At 70.3% G+C, this 15,142-nt stretch carries 15 protein-coding genes; 7 read left to right on the forward strand and 8 right to left on the reverse strand.

What is annotated here, in order from left to right:
• Window positions 1-106: 106 nt before the first annotated feature.
• Complete coding sequence (locus ACWGKJ_RS08570; protein ID WP_385022433.1) at window positions 107-1,600, reverse strand: amino acid permease; 1,494 nt, start codon at window positions 1,598-1,600, stop codon at window positions 107-109.
• Window positions 1,601-1,849: 249 nt separating this feature from the next.
• Between ACWGKJ_RS08570 and ACWGKJ_RS08575 the strand changes: the two genes are divergently transcribed.
• Window positions 1,850-2,944: an IclR family transcriptional regulator gene (locus tag ACWGKJ_RS08575; protein WP_385022430.1), complete on the forward strand. Its 1,095-nt coding sequence runs from the start codon at window positions 1,850-1,852 to the stop codon at window positions 2,942-2,944.
• Here ACWGKJ_RS08575 and hutC read toward each other — a convergent pair.
• Window positions 2,902-3,660, reverse strand: coding sequence for a histidine utilization repressor (gene hutC, locus ACWGKJ_RS08580; protein WP_385022557.1), 759 nt, complete (start codon window positions 3,658-3,660; stop codon window positions 2,902-2,904). The genes ACWGKJ_RS08575 and hutC overlap by 43 nt on opposite strands.
• A gap of 206 nt (window positions 3,661-3,866) precedes the next feature.
• On the opposite strand from hutC, the gene hutU reads away from it, so the two are divergent.
• Together hutU and hutG are read left to right on the forward strand one after the other, a co-directional pair.
• The gene (gene hutU, locus ACWGKJ_RS08585; RefSeq protein WP_385022427.1) at window positions 3,867-5,549 is read left to right on the forward strand and encodes a urocanate hydratase; all 1,683 of its coding nucleotides are present in this window, start codon (window positions 3,867-3,869) and stop codon (window positions 5,547-5,549) included.
• Window positions 5,546-6,664 (forward strand): formimidoylglutamase, encoded by a 1,119-nt coding sequence (gene hutG, locus ACWGKJ_RS08590; protein WP_385022424.1) that lies wholly within the window; start codon window positions 5,546-5,548, stop codon window positions 6,662-6,664. Before hutU ends, hutG begins: the two co-directional genes overlap by 4 nt.
• 91 nt (window positions 6,665-6,755) lie before the next feature.
• Here hutG and ACWGKJ_RS08595 read toward each other — a convergent pair whose 3' ends face one another.
• Complete coding sequence (locus tag ACWGKJ_RS08595) at window positions 6,756-7,343, reverse strand: XRE family transcriptional regulator (RefSeq protein ID WP_385022554.1); 588 nt, start codon at window positions 7,341-7,343, stop codon at window positions 6,756-6,758.
• Between the two features lie 167 nt (window positions 7,344-7,510).
• Here ACWGKJ_RS08595 and ACWGKJ_RS08600 point away from each other — a divergent pair, with 167 nt between their 5' ends.
• The 3 genes from ACWGKJ_RS08600 to ACWGKJ_RS08610 all read left to right on the forward strand — a co-directional run bounded on the left by ACWGKJ_RS08600 (window position 7,511) and on the right by ACWGKJ_RS08610 (window position 9,476).
• On the forward strand, window positions 7,511-8,224 hold the full coding sequence (locus ACWGKJ_RS08600; RefSeq protein WP_385022421.1) for a class I SAM-dependent methyltransferase: 714 nt from the start codon (window positions 7,511-7,513) through the stop codon (window positions 8,222-8,224).
• A 9-nt stretch (window positions 8,225-8,233) separates the two neighbouring features.
• The gene (locus ACWGKJ_RS08605) at window positions 8,234-8,878 is read left to right on the forward strand and encodes a TetR/AcrR family transcriptional regulator (protein WP_385022418.1); all 645 of its coding nucleotides are present in this window, start codon (window positions 8,234-8,236) and stop codon (window positions 8,876-8,878) included.
• A gap of 130 nt (window positions 8,879-9,008) precedes the next feature.
• Entirely contained in the window at window positions 9,009-9,476 is a 468-nt protein-coding gene (locus ACWGKJ_RS08610; protein ID WP_385022415.1) for an SDR family NAD(P)-dependent oxidoreductase, read from the forward strand.
• 73 nt (window positions 9,477-9,549) lie between these two features.
• Here ACWGKJ_RS08610 and ACWGKJ_RS08615 read toward each other — a convergent pair whose 3' ends face one another.
• The 4 genes from ACWGKJ_RS08615 to ACWGKJ_RS08630 are packed head-to-tail and all read right to left on the reverse strand — an operon-like array spanning window position 9,550 to window position 12,850.
• Window positions 9,550-10,140, reverse strand: a complete 591-nt coding sequence (locus ACWGKJ_RS08615) for a GNAT family N-acetyltransferase (protein WP_385022412.1) — start codon at window positions 10,138-10,140, stop codon at window positions 9,550-9,552.
• Window positions 10,112-10,846, reverse strand: a complete 735-nt coding sequence (locus ACWGKJ_RS08620) for a lasso peptide biosynthesis B2 protein (RefSeq protein WP_453315693.1) — start codon at window positions 10,844-10,846, stop codon at window positions 10,112-10,114. Before ACWGKJ_RS08620 ends, ACWGKJ_RS08615 begins: the two co-directional genes overlap by 29 nt.
• Window positions 10,839-12,668 carry an albusnodin/ikarugamycin family macrolactam cyclase gene (locus ACWGKJ_RS08625; protein WP_385022409.1) on the reverse strand — a complete coding sequence of 610 codons (1,830 nt, stop codon included), beginning with the start codon at window positions 12,666-12,668 and terminating at the stop codon, window positions 10,839-10,841. The genes ACWGKJ_RS08620 and ACWGKJ_RS08625 overlap by 8 nt, the downstream gene beginning before the upstream one ends.
• Before the next feature lie 50 nt (window positions 12,669-12,718).
• Window positions 12,719-12,850, reverse strand: coding sequence for an albusnodin family lasso peptide (locus ACWGKJ_RS08630; protein WP_385022406.1), 132 nt, complete (start codon window positions 12,848-12,850; stop codon window positions 12,719-12,721).
• Between the two features lie 295 nt (window positions 12,851-13,145).
• Here ACWGKJ_RS08630 and ACWGKJ_RS08635 point away from each other — a divergent pair, with 295 nt between their 5' ends.
• On the forward strand, window positions 13,146-14,414 hold the full coding sequence (locus tag ACWGKJ_RS08635; protein WP_385022403.1) for a transcriptional regulator: 1,269 nt from the start codon (window positions 13,146-13,148) through the stop codon (window positions 14,412-14,414).
• 232 nt (window positions 14,415-14,646) lie between these two features.
• Here ACWGKJ_RS08635 and ACWGKJ_RS08640 read toward each other — a convergent pair whose 3' ends face one another.
• Complete coding sequence (locus ACWGKJ_RS08640) at window positions 14,647-15,102, reverse strand: winged helix-turn-helix transcriptional regulator (protein ID WP_385022548.1); 456 nt, start codon at window positions 15,100-15,102, stop codon at window positions 14,647-14,649.
• Window positions 15,103-15,142: the final 40 nt, after the last annotated feature.

Consider the following 15,142-nt stretch of genomic DNA (forward strand, 5'->3'; position numbering starts at 1 on the left):
GGGAGACGCGACAGGTGGCAGGAGAGATGTGTCCGGGATACCAGACACGGCCGGGTGGCACCGTGCGGTCCGGTATCCCGGACGCGGCTGTCCTGGCGCCCGTCGGTTACCGCGGGCCCGCCGTGGCGGTCCCCGTCCCGGGCGCCGCCACCTCGTCCGTACGCGGCCGGGCGGCGGAGTCCGGATCCGGCTGCGCGGTGGAGTCGGGATCCGGCCGGGCGGAGTCGGGATCCGGCCGGGCGGCGAGGCGCGGGCCCACCCAGAGAGTGTGGATGCCCGCGAGCAGCGCCAGCCATACGACGCCGACGACCAGGGCGACGCGGGTGCTCCCGTAGAAGCCGAGCACCACCAGGACGCCGGCCATGAAGACGATGGCGGCGATCTGCCCGTACGGCCACCAGGGGACGGGGAACCGCAGCGCGGACTGCTCATCGCGGGACATGTCCCGGCGGGCCTTCACCTGGGTCAGCAGGATCATCAGCCACACCCAGACCGTGGCGAAGGTGGCGATCGAGGAGATGATCAGGAAGACCTTGCCCGGCATCAGGTAGTTCATCAGGACGCCGAGGAGCAGCGCTCCGATCATGTTGAGGGTGGTCACCCAGGGCACGCCGTTGCGGCTGAGCCTGCGCATCACCGCGGGGCCCTGACCGCGCTCCGCCAGGCCGAACATCATGCGGCCCGCCGCGAAGATGTCGCTGTTGATCGCGGAGAGGGCCGCGGTGAGGACGACGGCGTTCAGTACGGCGGCGGCCGACTTGAGGCCGACGCCGGTGAAGATCTGCACGAAGGGGCTGCCCGTGGTGCCGACGTGCTGCCAGGGGTTGACGGACATGATCACGGCGAGGGTCAGGACGTAGAAGAGGATGATGCGCACCGGGATGGAGTTCACGGCGCTCGGGATGGTCTTCTCCGGGGAGTCCGCCTCACCTGCCGTGACGCCGATGATCTCGGTGCCGCCGAAGGCGAACATGACCACGGCGAAGGAGATGACGAAGCCGTGGACGCCATGGGCGAAGAAGCCGCCGTTGTCCCAGAGGTTCGACACGCCCACGTGCTCGCTCCCGCTGCCGAGGCCGAAGACGATCACGGCGATGCCCCCGATGATCATCGCGGCGATGGCGACGATCTTCACCAGGGAGAGCCAGAACTCCAGCTCACCGAAGACCTTGACGCTGACGAGATTGAGCGCGCCGATGACGAGGACGGCGGCCAGCACCCAGATCCAGCGCGGCACACCGGGGAACCAGAAGCCCATGTAGACGCCGACCGCGGTGATGTCCGCGATACAGACGATGACCATCTCGAAGGCGTAGGTCCACCCCGTGGTGAAGCCGGCCAGCGGGCCGAGATGCTTCGTGGCGTACTCGCCGAAGGAGCCGGCGCACGGGGAGCGTACGGCCATCTCGCCGAGCGACCGCAGGACGAGGAAGACGGCGGCGCCGCCGATCAGATAGGCCAGGAGCACGGCAGGCCCGGCTGCTCTGATGGATTCGGACGACCCGTAGAAGAGTCCGGTGCCGATGGCCGAACCCAGTGCGATGAAGCGGATGTGCCGGGAGTTGAGCCCTCGGCTCAGCGTCGCCTTTTCGGTGGACAACTGTGTCCTCCCTTGGTGGGACCAGCGGTGACGGGGGTGCGGGACGCTTGGGGGAGGGGAGGCCGGAGTGGGGACTCTCCGGAGCCGTGAGTGAAGCCGTGAGTGGAGCCGTGAGTGGAGCCCCTGAGTGAATCCCTGAGCGCCGCGCACCGCGGGGAGCACCCTGTATATTCCTGTATATACAGGTGATGTCAAGGGGTGATCCAGTGAGTGAACAGGGTGGGTGAGCAAGGTGGCTGAGCAAGGTGGGTGAGCAGAGTGAATGAGCAGGGCGCCGCACCGACCGGCCCGGTGTCGAGCACTTCGCCCGCGGTGGGCCGCGCGCTGGACATCCTGGTCCATCTGGCCGGGCGCTCGGGACCGGTGAAGACCGCCGCCATCGCCCGCGACCTGGGCATCCCGCGCTCCTCCGCGTACCACATCCTCGCGGTGCTCGCCGAGCGCGGATTCGTCACCTACCTCCCGGAGGAACAGGCGTACGGCCTCGGGATGGCCGCCTTCGAGATCGGCTCCGCCTATCTGCGCCACGAGCCCCTGGAGCGGCTCGCCCGCCCCGTGCTGCACACGCTCGCCGCCCGGCTCGGCCAGACCGTGCACCTCGGGATCCTGCACGGCGCCGAGACGGTCTATCTGCTCAAGGAACGCCCGTCCGCGGGGCGTTCGGGCGATGTGGAGGCCGGCCTCGTCACCGATATCGGCGTACGGCTGCCCGCCCATCTCACGGCCAACGGCCGCGCCATCCTCGCCCACTCCACCGAGGCGCAGGTACGGGCGCTCTTCTCACGCCCCGGCGACCTCATCACCCGTACGGGGAAGGGGCCGCGGTCACTGACGGAGCTGCTCGGTCTGCTGGCCCGGGACCGGGAACGCGGCTGGTCGGAGGAGACCGAGCTGGTCTCCCGGGGCTTCCGCTCGCTCGGGGTGGCGGCCTTCGACCACCACGGGCGCCCCGTCGCGGCGCTCAGCACCACCTGGCACACCCACCACAGCCCGCACGGCCCCGACGAGGTGCGCGACGCCCTCCAGCAGGGCGCGTCCCGGCTGACGTCCGCCGTATCCGGCCGGGCGCCCGCGGGGCAGACGGGCCAGGCGGGGCAGATGGGTCAGGTGGGTCGCACAGGCCAGACGCCCCGGACGGGGCAGGCGGGGCAGACGGGCCAGGCGGGGCAGACGGGTCAGGCAGGGCAGGTGGGTCGCACAGGCCAGACGCCCCAGACGGGTCCCACAGGCCAGACGGCCCAGAGGGGGCGCACACCCCAGACGGCCCAGACGGGTCAGGTGGCTCGCACAGGCCAGGCGGATCAGGCCGGTCCCTCCGGCTCGAAGGCGCCTTCCAGCCGATAGCGCGAGCCGGGATGCAGCAGGCGCGCGATGCTCACCAGGGCACCCCGCGACCAGGTACGACGGTGGACGAGCAGGCAGGGCTCAGACGCGGCGACGCCGAGCAGGGCGCACTCCTCGGCGTCGGGCAGCACCGCCTCCACGATGTGCTCCCCGCGGTCGAGCGGTGCGACAGCGGAGAGGAAGGCGAACGGAGTCCGCTCGGTGAAGTCCTGCTCCGCATACCCGGGCGCGAAGGCCGGGTTGACGTAGCGGTCCTCCAGCTGGATGACCACGCCGTTCTCGCTGTGCAGGACCCGGGAGCGGAAGACGGGTCGCCCGGCGGCGACCCCGAGTTCGGCGCCTGCCCTGCGGTCGGCGGGCTCGGCGCGGACCGACAGCACCCGGGCGCCGTAGCGGTGGCCCCGGCGGCGGACCTCCTCGGCGATGTTCTGCACCTCGACCAGGCCCGAACTCCCCTTGGCCAGGGCCACGAAGCTGCCCACGCCCATCACCCGGCGGATCAGCCCCTGCGCCGCAAGCTCCCGCAGTGCGCGGTTGACCGTCATCCGGGACAGTCCGAGCGAGGCGACGAACTGGCTCTCCGACGGCAGCGCGTCGCCCTCCCGCCAGCGCCCGCTGCGGATCTGCTCCGCCACCAGGTCCTTGATCCGCTGGTACGCCGGTGTGCCGGCGGCCGTGCGCTCCCCGTACAGCCGGGCCAGCCCCGCAGTGCTCACGGCCAAGCCGTCCGCCATCCCTGTCACCAGCCCGTCCGCCCCTTGTCCCCCGCCCGAAAACTATAGGCGAGCCCCCTTCACGGTCTCGGATCCGAGAAACCGGGGCGTAAGCACTGGCCCGGCTCCCGCCCGCCGCCTGTCATGGGAGAGCACGCCGGTACCGCACCACCGGCGCTCCCCACTCAGACCTCCCCCCAGGAGTCTCAATGACCAGCGTTTCCCCGGAGGCCCGCCCCCGGACCGTCCAGGCACCCCGCGGCACCGAACTGACCTGCCTCGGCTGGCAGCAGGAAGGCGCGCTGCGGATGCTCATGAACAACCTCGACCCCGAGGTCGCCGAGCACCCGGAGAACCTGGTCGTCTACGGCGGCACCGGCAAGGCCGCCCGTAACTGGCCCGCGTACGACGCCATCGTCCGCACCCTGAAGACGCTCAAGGACGACGAGACGCTGCTGGTGCAGTCGGGCAAGCCGGTCGGCGTCATGCGCACCAGCGAGTGGGCGCCGCGCGTGCTGATCGCCAACTCCAACCTGGTCGGCGACTGGGCCAACTGGGAGGAGTTCCGCTCCCTGGAGGCGCGCGGGCTGACCATGTACGGGCAGATGACGGCCGGTTCCTGGATCTACATCGGCAGCCAGGGCATTCTGCAGGGCACGTACGAGACGTTCGGCGCCGTCGCCCGCAAGAAGTTCGGCGGCACCCTGGCCGGGACGATCACCCTGACCGCCGGGCTCGGCGGCATGGGCGGCGCTCAGCCGCTCGCCGTGACGATGAACGACGGCGTCGCGATCTGCGTCGACGTCGACCCCACCCGTATCGAGCGCCGTATCGCCCACCGCTACCTCGACGTCGCGGCCGACGACATCGACCACGCGCTCCGCCTCGCCACCGAGGCCCGCGACGCCCGCAAGCCGCTCTCCATCGGCCTGGCGGGCAACGCCGCCGACGTCTTCCCCGAGCTGCTCAGGCGGGGCGCGCCCCTCGACATCGTCACCGATCAGACCTCCGCGCACGACCCGCTGGCCTACCTGCCCGCCGGCGTGAGCCTGGCGGAGTGGCACGAGCTGGCGGCCAAGGACCCGGCCGACTTCACCGAGCGCTCCCGCGCCTCCATGGCCCGGCACGTCGAGGCCATGGTCGGCTTCCTGGACGCGGGCGCCGAGGTCTTCGACTACGGCAACTCCATCCGCGACGAGGCCCGCAAGGCGGGTTACGCCCGCGCCTTCGACTTCCCCGGCTTCGTCCCGGCGCACATCCGCCCGCTGTTCGAGGAAGGCCTCGGCCCGTTCCGCTGGGCCGCGCTCTCCGGCGACCCCGAGGACATCGCGGCCACCGACAAGGCCATCATGGAGCTGTTCCCGGAGAACGAGCACCTGCACCGCTGGCTCAAGATGGCCGGGGAGCGCGTCTCCTTCGAGGGCCTGCCCGCCCGTATCTGCTGGCTCGGCTACGGCGAGCGCCACCGCGCCGGACTGCGGTTCAACGAGATGGTCGCATCCGGCGAGCTGTCCGCCCCGGTCGCCATCGGCCGCGACCACCTCGACTCCGGCTCCGTCGCCTCGCCGTACCGCGAGACCGAGTCGATGCTCGACGGCTCCGACGCCATCGCCGACTGGCCGCTGCTCAACGCCCTGGTGAACACCTCGTCCGGTGCGTCCTGGGTCTCCATCCACCACGGTGGGGGCGTCGGCATGGGCCGCTCCATCCACGCCGGCCAGGTCTGCATCGCCGACGGCACCGAACTCGCCGCCCAGAAGCTCTCCCGGGTGCTGACCAACGACCCCGGCATGGGTGTCATCCGTCATGTGGACGCCGGCTACGACCACGCCGCGTCCGTGGCGCGCGACCGTGGCGTACGCATTCCGATGACCGAGGAGGACGGCCGGTGACGGCGACCCGGACACCGCGGTCGGTCCAGACACCGCCGACGGCCCCGACACCGCAGTCGGTCCGGACACCTGCGTCGCCCCGGACACCGCAGTCGACGTCGGTCCTGATGCCGCCGTCGGCCGTGGACGTGGCCCCCGCACCCTGGACGGGCCGTGACGACGGGCCCGGGGACGACAACCTGCGCTGGCACCATGTGGTCGGCCTCGGTGCCGGCCACGCGGAACCGGGCGACGTGGCGTTCGTCGGTTTCCGCAGCGACGAGGGCGTCCGCCGGAACAAGGGCCGCCAGGGGGCGGCGGAAGGACCGGCCGAACTGCGCGCCGCCCTCGGGCCCATGGCGCTTCCGAGGCCGCTGCGCGCGCTGGACATCGGTGACATCGAAGTGGCCGACGGTCACCTCGAAGAGGGGCAGCACCGCCTGGGCCAGGTGATCACCCCGCTCGTCGACGGCGGCCACCCGGTGGTGGTGCTCGGCGGCGGCCACGAGGTGGCGTACGGCAGTTACATCGGGCTGGCCGGTACCCGCGCGGTGCGTGAGGGCGGCCGTCTCGGCGTACTGAACCTCGATGCCCACTTCGACCTGCGCGACGACGTACAGCCCAGCTCCGGCACACCGTTCCTGCAGATGGCACACGCCGAGCAGCAGCGCGGTGCGGAGCTGAACTACTGGGTGCTCGGCGTGAGTCAGCCGAGCAACACCGAGCGGCTGTTCCGCACCGCCGACCGGCTCGGCGTGCGGTACCTGCCGGACACCCACTGCCGGATGTTCGACCTGCCGCGCGTGGACGCGTTCGTCGACGCGTTCCTGGCGAGTTGCGACATCGTCCATCTCAGCATCGACCTCGATGTGCTTCCGGCCGGTGCGGCTCCCGGGGTCAGCGCCCCGGCCGCCTACGGCGTACAGATGGAGATCATCGAGCATGTCTGCGCCCGCGTGGCAGCCGGCGGGGCTCCCCTGCTGGTCGATGTCGCCGAACTGAACCCGGGCCTCGACGCCGACCGCCGCACCGCACGGGCGGGCGCCCGGCTGATCCACCGCATCCTGACGGCGGACAGGACGACGGGCAGTACGTCGGACAGCACGCAGGACAGGAGGCTGTGGCAGGGGCGGTGAGGCCGTGGCGGGTCCGGCGGTGAGGCCGTGGCAGGTCCGGCGGTGAGGCCGTGGCAGGTTCGGCGGTGAGGCCGCGGCAGGTCCGGCGGTGTCAGCCGGTGCGGGCCTTGAGGTGGGCCCGCTCGCCCTGGTGCCCGAAGAGTACGAGCAGTTCCACCGTCCGGTCGTCGTCCGAGCCGAGCCAGTGCGGTACATGGGTGTCGAACTCGGCCGCCTCACCGGCCTTCAGGGCCAGACGCTGCTCGCCCAGGATCAGCCGCAGCCGTCCGGCGAGCACATAGACCCATTCGAACCCCGCGTGCGTTTTCAGCTCGGGCTCGACACCGGGCCGGGGCGGGATGAGCAGCTTGTGGGCCTGCACACCGCCGGGACGGCTGAGCGGTACGTACGTCATGCCGTCCCGGGTGACCGGCTGGACATGGATGCGCGGATCGCCGGTGCGCGGCGCCCCGACCAGTTCGTCGAGAGGGACCGCGTAGATCTCCGCGAGCGGCAGCAACAGCTCCAGGGTCGGTCTGCGGTCACCGCATTCGAGACGGGAGAGGGTGCTCCCGTTGATCCCGGTCCGCTCGGCCAGCTCGGCCAGCGTCAGGCCGCGCCTGCGCCGCAACTCCCGCAGCCGCGGCCCGACCGCGTCCAGCACGTCCTTCTTCGCGGTGCCCGCGCCCCTGGCGCTCATGCCTTTGGCGTCCGTGCCCTTGGCGCCTGTGCCCTTTGCGTCCGCGCCCTTGGTGCCCATGTCTCCAAGATGCCGAAACGGCATGAACCTTTGCAACTCCGCCGGTGGACGGCGCACTGTCCTCACCACAGGCCGCGCAGCCCACCCCCAGCAGAGAGGCCGTGCCCATGAACAGCGCCGCAGACCGCAGCACCCCGGAGAGCGCCACCACGCCCACCACCACCGACTCCACATCCTTCTGGGAGCGCCACTATGCCGGTCTTCCGCCGCAATGGGGCACCAGGCCCAACGCGGTCCTGGCCGAACTCGTCCCCGCCCTGGCCCCCGCTCCGAAGACCGCCCTGGACCTGGGCTGCGGGCACGGCGGCGACGCGCTCTGGCTCGCCGCACGCGGGTGGGACGTCACCGCGGTCGACGTCTCCGCCACGGCCCTGGGCCGGGTCGCCGCCGGGGCCGAGGCCGCCGGTGTGGCCGACCGGGTCCACCCCGACCGGCACGACCTGGCCAGGACGTTCCCCGACGGCTCCTTCGACCTGGTCAGTGCCAGTTACTTCCACACCCCGGTCGAGATCCCCCGCGATGAGGTGCTGCGCCGTGCCGCCCGTGCGGTGGCGCCGGGCGGTCTGCTGATCGTGGTGGAGCACGCTTCGGTGGCCCCATGGTCCTGGCGGGCCGGTGAGGACGTGCAATTCCCCTCGCCCGCCGAGGTGTTGGCCTCCCTGCGACTCGATGACGGCTGGCACACCGAGCGGTGCCACGCGCCCCGGCGGACCGCCACCGGGCCTGACGGCCGGACCGCGACGGTCACCGACAACGTCATCGCCGTACGGCGCACGGCGGACAGCGCACGGGAGGTCCGGGGGCCCGGCGCTCCGGCCTAGGGTGACGGTATGGCGAGAGTCCGGTTGAGCGTGGAGGAGCGGCGCGAGGAGCTGCTGCGCGCAGCCGTCGAGCAGATCGAGGCGCGGGGGGTGCCCGCAGTGCGGATCGCCGATGTGGCCGCGGCTCTCGGGGTGAGCAACGCGCTGGTGCTCTACCACTTCTCGACCAAGGAGAGGCTCGTCGCGGCCGCGTTCCACCATGCCGCCGAGGCCGACCTCGCCCAGCTCCGTGGAGTGCTCGGGCGCCGCACCACCGCCGTACAGCGGCTGCGCGCGGCGGTCCGCTGGTACGCGCCGACCGGACAGGCCAAGGGCTGGCGGCTGTGGATCGAGGGCTGGTCGGCGGCGCTGCGGGACCCGGCGCTGCGGGAGGTGACCCGCGGGCTCGACCAGCAGTGGAAGGCCGCGCTGGCCGAGGTCGTCGCGGAGGGCGTCGAGCGGGGCGAGTTCTCCTGCGCGGACCCGGCAGCGGCGGCGTGGCGGCTGACCGCGCTGCTCGACGGGCTCGCGGTGCAGATGACCTCGTACACCGGCTCGCTCACCCGCGCCACGATGCTGGAGTGGACGGACGACGCCCTGGCACGCGAACTCGGGGTCGACCGTGCGGCGATCACCGGAGTGGGCGCGAAGACGGCATCGGACAGCTGTTCCTAGGTAGATCCTTCCCTGGATGACCGCCCCGGACGCGCCGAGCATGGGAAGCACGACCCCCACCCGCCAGGGACGACGCACGGTTCGCCGCCTCCATCCCTCGTCCTTCCTGCCAAGGAGTACGCATGACCACATGTTTCCTCACCGGCGCTTCGCTCTCGGTTTCGGCCGGGAGATCGCCCGCCAGGCCCTCGACCGCGGGTACAACGTCGTCGCCACCGCCCGTGAGCCCGAAACCGTCTCCTCGGCACTGCCCGGGTACGAGGGCCGCCTGCTCCCGCTCGCCCTCGACGTCACCGACGAGGCCCAGGCCCGTACGGCGGTGTCCGTCGCCGTCGACACCTTCGGCACGATCGACGTCCTGGTCAACAACGCGGGACGGGGTCTGCTGGGTGCGGTGGAGGAGGCTACGGACGCCGCCGTCCGTGCGGTGTACGACACCAACGTCTTCGGTCTGCTCAACGTCAGCCGCGCGGTGCTTCCGGTGATGCGCGGCCAGCGGTCCGGGCGGGTGCTCAGCCTCAGCTCGCTGGGCGGCTTCAGCAGCTCGGCGGGGTTCGGGATCTACTGCTCGACCAAGTTCGGAGCCGCACCCGAGTAGGGGCCATCAGCCCGTGGGACGGGTACTTTGTGGGCCTGGCCCGTGACGCGTACAAACCCGGACGGGGCAACCTCTAGCTGCGCACCATGCACGTCACGACTGAAGGGCCCTCGAAGTCTCCCGCGGTGGCATCCATGATGACTTCGTCGCACGTCTGCCCGAGCCAGTACCCGGCTTCACGGAGAGCGCCGACTGTGCGGAATCCCGCCTTCTCGTAGGCACGGATGCCTGCCTTGTTCGGGGCGAGGACCTTGAGCCAGACCATGCGCAAGTTGGTGATGTGGAAGGCGTAGTCGAGGGTCAGTCGGGTGGCCAGGGCTCCGAGCCCTCGTCCACGGGCTTCGGCGGCGAGCATGACGACGTACTCGGCGGTGCGGACAGCGTGGTCCGGCAGAAGGCTGGCGACCCCCACCGGGGTGGGTTCACCCTTGTCCAGTTGGTAGATGGTGAAGCGGATGTTCTCGCCCCGGAGTTGGTGTGCCATGCCTTCCGTGCGTGCTTCGAGGGATTCGGGTGCTTGGCGGCCATAGCCGACGAGGAGAGCGGGGTCCTGCTCCCAGCGCCAGTAGGTTTCGACGAGGTCGGCGCGGTAGGGGCCGAGAGCGCAGGTGTCGGTGCCGATCCAGAGGATCGGGTCAGGGCAGGTGCTGATGGCGGCCTCCAATGGTGAGTGTGGGCGTATAGGCGAGCGTCGACGGCGGCTCGGCGACAGGGGCTCCATCGCCAGTCTGCACCCAGGCGTGAAGCCTGATGGGGTCCGGTGCGACACCGTGGCACCAGGTGGCGGACAGACGCCGAGAGGCGAGCAGGAGCACGGAGGCGGCGGACTCCTCCAGACAAGCGGTTCTTGCCGGTGAGTACCAGCCGACCCGGCGGACGGCGAGTACGGCGGCCTCTGCCTGCTCGGGGGTGGCGGGGCGGCGGCAGATTGACAACGCACTCCGGATCATGGTCGTGATGCGGTACATGGCGGCGCTGCGGCTGCCGAGTCGAGTTGTCGCGAGGACCACGGCCAGAGCGGCCGCAGCTGCGGCCGCAGTGGAGGTGCGGGTGGCGGCGGGTCGAGCCGCTCCGGCGGGGTGTTCCGCACTTCCCCAGCTCGCGGTGGCGGACTTCGCGATCAGGGGCGCTGACCACGGTGTGGGTGAAGTGGTCGGGGTAAGAAGACCGGCGGTGAGTAGGCGGGTGGCGAGTCCCGGGGGTATGCGGTCCAGGCGCCCAGTGGCAGCAGCGTCGCGCCATAGTCCTGCTCCGGCGGGCGGGAGACATAGGACTTGGCCATTGCGGTAGTGGACGAGGACGACCACGTGCCGGAAATCGAGGGCTCGGACCTGGGCTGGGGCGGTGGCAAAGCGGGGCAGCTCAATCACGTGTGCTCCTGACGTGCCCAATCGTCCAGGCAGGTGGGGCGTCGCGGTGGTGGGCGACCAGCCATGCCTCGGCGGCCAGAGCTTGTTCAAGGGTCGCCAGCGGCATGGGGATGCCCGTGGCAGCCCCGTACAGGGCGCGGCCCAGGGAGATCGGGTCGATCAGGCCGAGACTGGCCAAGTAGCCGTCGGCGAGGGCAAGGAGGTCGGGCAGGTTGGCGCGCAAGCCGGCGTAGTGGTCAGCATCGAAGCTGCCCTTGGTGGTGCGGGCGGCTACGGCTGGTGGGAGAAGGCCTGCCATCGCCCCGCTCAGCAGCGGCTTGTAGGCATGAAGTGGTGGCCGTTGGGCGAGTGGTGTTCGGAGCACGGTGTCCATCACCGTGGAGTCCAGGAAAGGGTTTTGCAGATCGATTCCGCAGGAGGCGGCAAGCTCGGCGTCTGCTGCTGCCGTACGGGCGACTTCACGGATCTCGTCCACCAGGACTCGCACGGAGCTGTCTGTACCGGGCAGCGTGTCCGGTGCACTGACCGCCTCGCGTGCCGCTTGGCCCAGCAGGCGCTGAGCTTTCGGTTCGGCCCAGGCGGGGAATGGAAGAAGGGGGAACCAGCGGACGCACCCGTGGTCGTATCGGTCACGTGTGCCGACCACGTCGGCGAGATGAACAAGGGCGTCTCGGCGGCTGGTCCTGGCGGCCCGAGAGGCATCGCGCAGAAGCGGCAGGACCGTGCCGTGTCGCAGGCGAGCCCAGTCGAAGGCCTCGCCGACTGCTTGCCTCCAGCGGCGGTCGCGTATGAGGTCGGCGAGGTGAATGGGTGGCTGGAACAGAACGCTGTCGCCGCCGTCGCCCGTGAGGTGTGTATGACTGCCGAGGTTCGTCCGCACCCAGCGGAGCTGGCCGGTCAGACGGGCCTGAGTGAGAACGGAGGGGGCCGGTTCATCGGTGGCTGTCACCGCGGTGATCCGGGTGTACGGCAGGTGTCGCGCTGTCATCGGCAACAGGTGATGGGCGATGCGGTCTCCATGCGCATCGGCTGTCATACGCGCGTAGTGCACATCCGCACCGGAGGTGTCGTCCTCGGGATGGACAGTGACGGCATTGAGACGCCCGGAGCGGGGCGATGCGTACGCTGCAAGTACGGCGATCGAGGTCGAGTCCAACCCTCCGGACAGGTCGCACGACAGGTCGGGGGCGGCTGTCACTCGTAGCGCCACGGACTCGGTCAGTGCACTACGCAGACGGTGGGTAGGCAGCCCGGCAGCGTCGACCCCGGGGTGCCACAAGGTTGTACACCTGGGGCTGCCGCCATTGGCCGGCAACTCGACTCGGCTGCCGGGCGGCAGCTGCTCGACTTTCGCGAAGAAGGTCCTTCTGCCGGCCAGAGCGGGTACCGATGGCAGCAAGACCGAGCACACCAGCCGCTGGGCGTCCACGGGGGCATCGATGAGTGACGCCAGTGCCCGGGCCGACGTGCACCATGCCCAACCACCCTGGTGGGCAGCGGCGTAGACGGGGCGACTGGCGGCCGGGTCCGCATGTACGGCCACACCGGTCTCGGTTTCTTCCACGACCGTGTAGGAGCCGGGCCATCGCCATCCCACGTCATCCGGCAGCCTGCGACCGGCCAGACACTGAATTTCGGAGCTGGTGGCACCACAGAGCCCGAGGACGAGTACATGACGGCGACCGGTCTCGTCCGTCGCCGAACGGGCTGGACCGCCCAGCTGCCACGTTCGGGACCGAGCTGCGACGGGGTTTGCTCCGCTCAGCCGGGGGTGGGGCTTGTGCGGGCTGCTGAAGCCTCCGAAGATCACCGGTTCCTCCATGGTCCGGGGCGTGGTGCGGCCCCGTGGTGAGGCCGCACCAGGCTGGTTGGTCAGTTGTAGGCGCGACGCTTGTCCTCGCTGCTGCCGCCACCCTGTCCCTGGGTCAGCTCGGCCACGTCACCGATCTCGATGGGCATCAGGTCGTTCGCTTCGTCCTGGGTCGTGTTCTGTCGGTCGGGCATGGTGACTCTCTTTCTCTGGGTGAAACGCACTAGGTGTGTTGCTCTCTGCCGACTCCGCTGCCGGTCCCGGGCTGGACTGCTCCCACTGCGAGGCCTTCGGCGAACTTCGGAACCGGGGTTGAGGCGTAGCGAGCTGGGAGGCGGGGGATCCCTTTTCTGTCCGTGGTTCGGCTGAAGCCCAGTCAACTCATCTACGTGAGGGCGGTCCGGTGCCATCGAGGGGTGCGTTTTCGCGTGGGGGCCATTTTGGGGGGCCAGGAATGGGCTCGGGACTGTCGGACGCTTGGGGGTGGGCATGGAACCGCACGGCATCGGCGCCATGCTGAGAGGGATCCGCGAATCATTCGGGCTCACACGTGATGAGCAGGCCCTGGCGATACAGGAAGCCCAGGGCGGCCGGTGGTTCGATCCGGAGAACCTGAAGCGCTGGGAGACCGAGCGCCGTCTGCCGACACCGGTGTGGCACGAGCTGCTGGCAGAGGTCTACGGGCCCTCCGTGGAGGAGATTGTTCGTGCGGTGGCGGTGAGTAGGCGCTACCGAAGGCTGCAGAGCCGAGCCGTTGATGAAGGAGAGGAGGCTGCGACCGTGAAACGGCGGCAGTTTCTCGGTGTGGCAGCGGGCGCGACCGGGGCGATCGCCTTGCCAGGTATCGCTGAGGCGCGACTGGGAATCAATGCCAGCCTCTTCGATTCCGATACCGGCGACCTCGGCTATCTGCAAGGAGCGTTCGAGCGGCATCGAGGCGGCTATCGCGGTCGTCCGCCAGACGTCGTCCTCGCTCAGATGAAGGACGACCTCAACCTTCTGCGGGACGCCCTCAGCCGTCCGCACCGGGCATCTGCTCGGGCGGATCTCGCCCGTACGGCGGCTGGGATCACCGGCTTGGTCGCGATCATCCAACACGACCGTGGTGACCAGCGTGATGCGCACGGCTGGTTCTCCACTGCCGAGCAGGCCGCCCGAGAGTCGGGCGACCGGCAGATGCTGGCCTGGAGCCTGGCACGGCACGCGATGGTCCCGCTCAATTACGGCGCTCCGAACGCGGCCGCAGAACTGGCCACCCAGGCCCGTGCCGAGGCCGGCCGTACGGCAACAGCCCCTGCTGCGCTTGCCGCTGCGGTCACCGCACGAGCCCTTGCCTCCATGGGAGACCACAAGGGGGCCCTGCGCGCGGTCGCTGACGCGCGCTCCGTCGCCGAGCGGTTGGACAGGACCCAAGGCGCCGACACCTGGTTCGGCTACCCCCTCCAGAAGCATCACGTCCACCTCTCCCAGGCATTCACCTTGATGGGACGGACCCGCGAAGCGAACGCCGAACAAGAAGCCGCATTTTCGCTGACCGGTTCCCCTTCGGTCATGACCCGCGCGCTGCTGGCTCTGGACGCCGCTACTTGCCTTCAGGTGAACGGGGACTTCTCTGCGGCCGCAGATGCGGCTGTCGATGTCTGGCAACGGCTGCCCCGGGCATACCGAGAGGGCTTGGTCCGCTCCCGTGCTGATGCTCTGCATCATTCGCTCGTGGGCCAGGCCCGCAGCAGACTTGGGGAGGCACTCGCCAGTTGAACGCGCGTGGTGCGGGGGAGCGGACGGAGAAGGGCCGCTGTGACGGAACCGGGTGACTACCTGCGGCCGTGCCGCGCACGGATGAGCGCGGTGGAGGCCGGGTGGCTTCGTTCACTTCGAACGGTTCTGGCTCAACATCCGTGACGCGGCACTATGCGTAGTCTCTGCAACTGCCGATCATGAATCCCACGCGGCCGCCCCCAGGGAACAGCCGGGACCGTAGCTGTTCCCGTCACGTCTGCCGGGCATCGGCGAGCCGGTTGCTGCGGTCGATCTCCGGCATGTGTGTCTCGGCCCAGGCCCTCAGTGCGGAGAGCGGACCTTCGAGGGAGAGGCCGAGACCGGTCAGCCGGTAGTGGACGGCGGGCGGCACGGTGGGTTCCACGCGGCGTGCGACCAGGCCGTCCCGTGCGAGGCCCTGCAAGGTGACGGACAGCATCTTCTGGGAGATCCCCGGAACGCGACGTCGCAGCTCTGCGAAACGGAGTTCCCCGGGGTCGGTCTCGGCCAGCACCTTGACCACCATCGAGGTCCACTTGGTGCCGATACGGTCGAGCAACTGGCGGGTCGGGCAGTCCGGATCCAGCAGATCGCCGCGCTCCCCGGGCCGCCGACCGCGCTCCCCGGGCCGCCGACCGGGCTCTTCGGAACCCGGCTCATCGGAACCGGGCTCATCGGTCCTGGGCATGGTCACCCGGAGCTCACCACCTGAGGAGAAAGTGCCGTCT

The sequence above is a fragment of the Streptomyces sp. NPDC054757 genome, assembly GCF_053612185.1.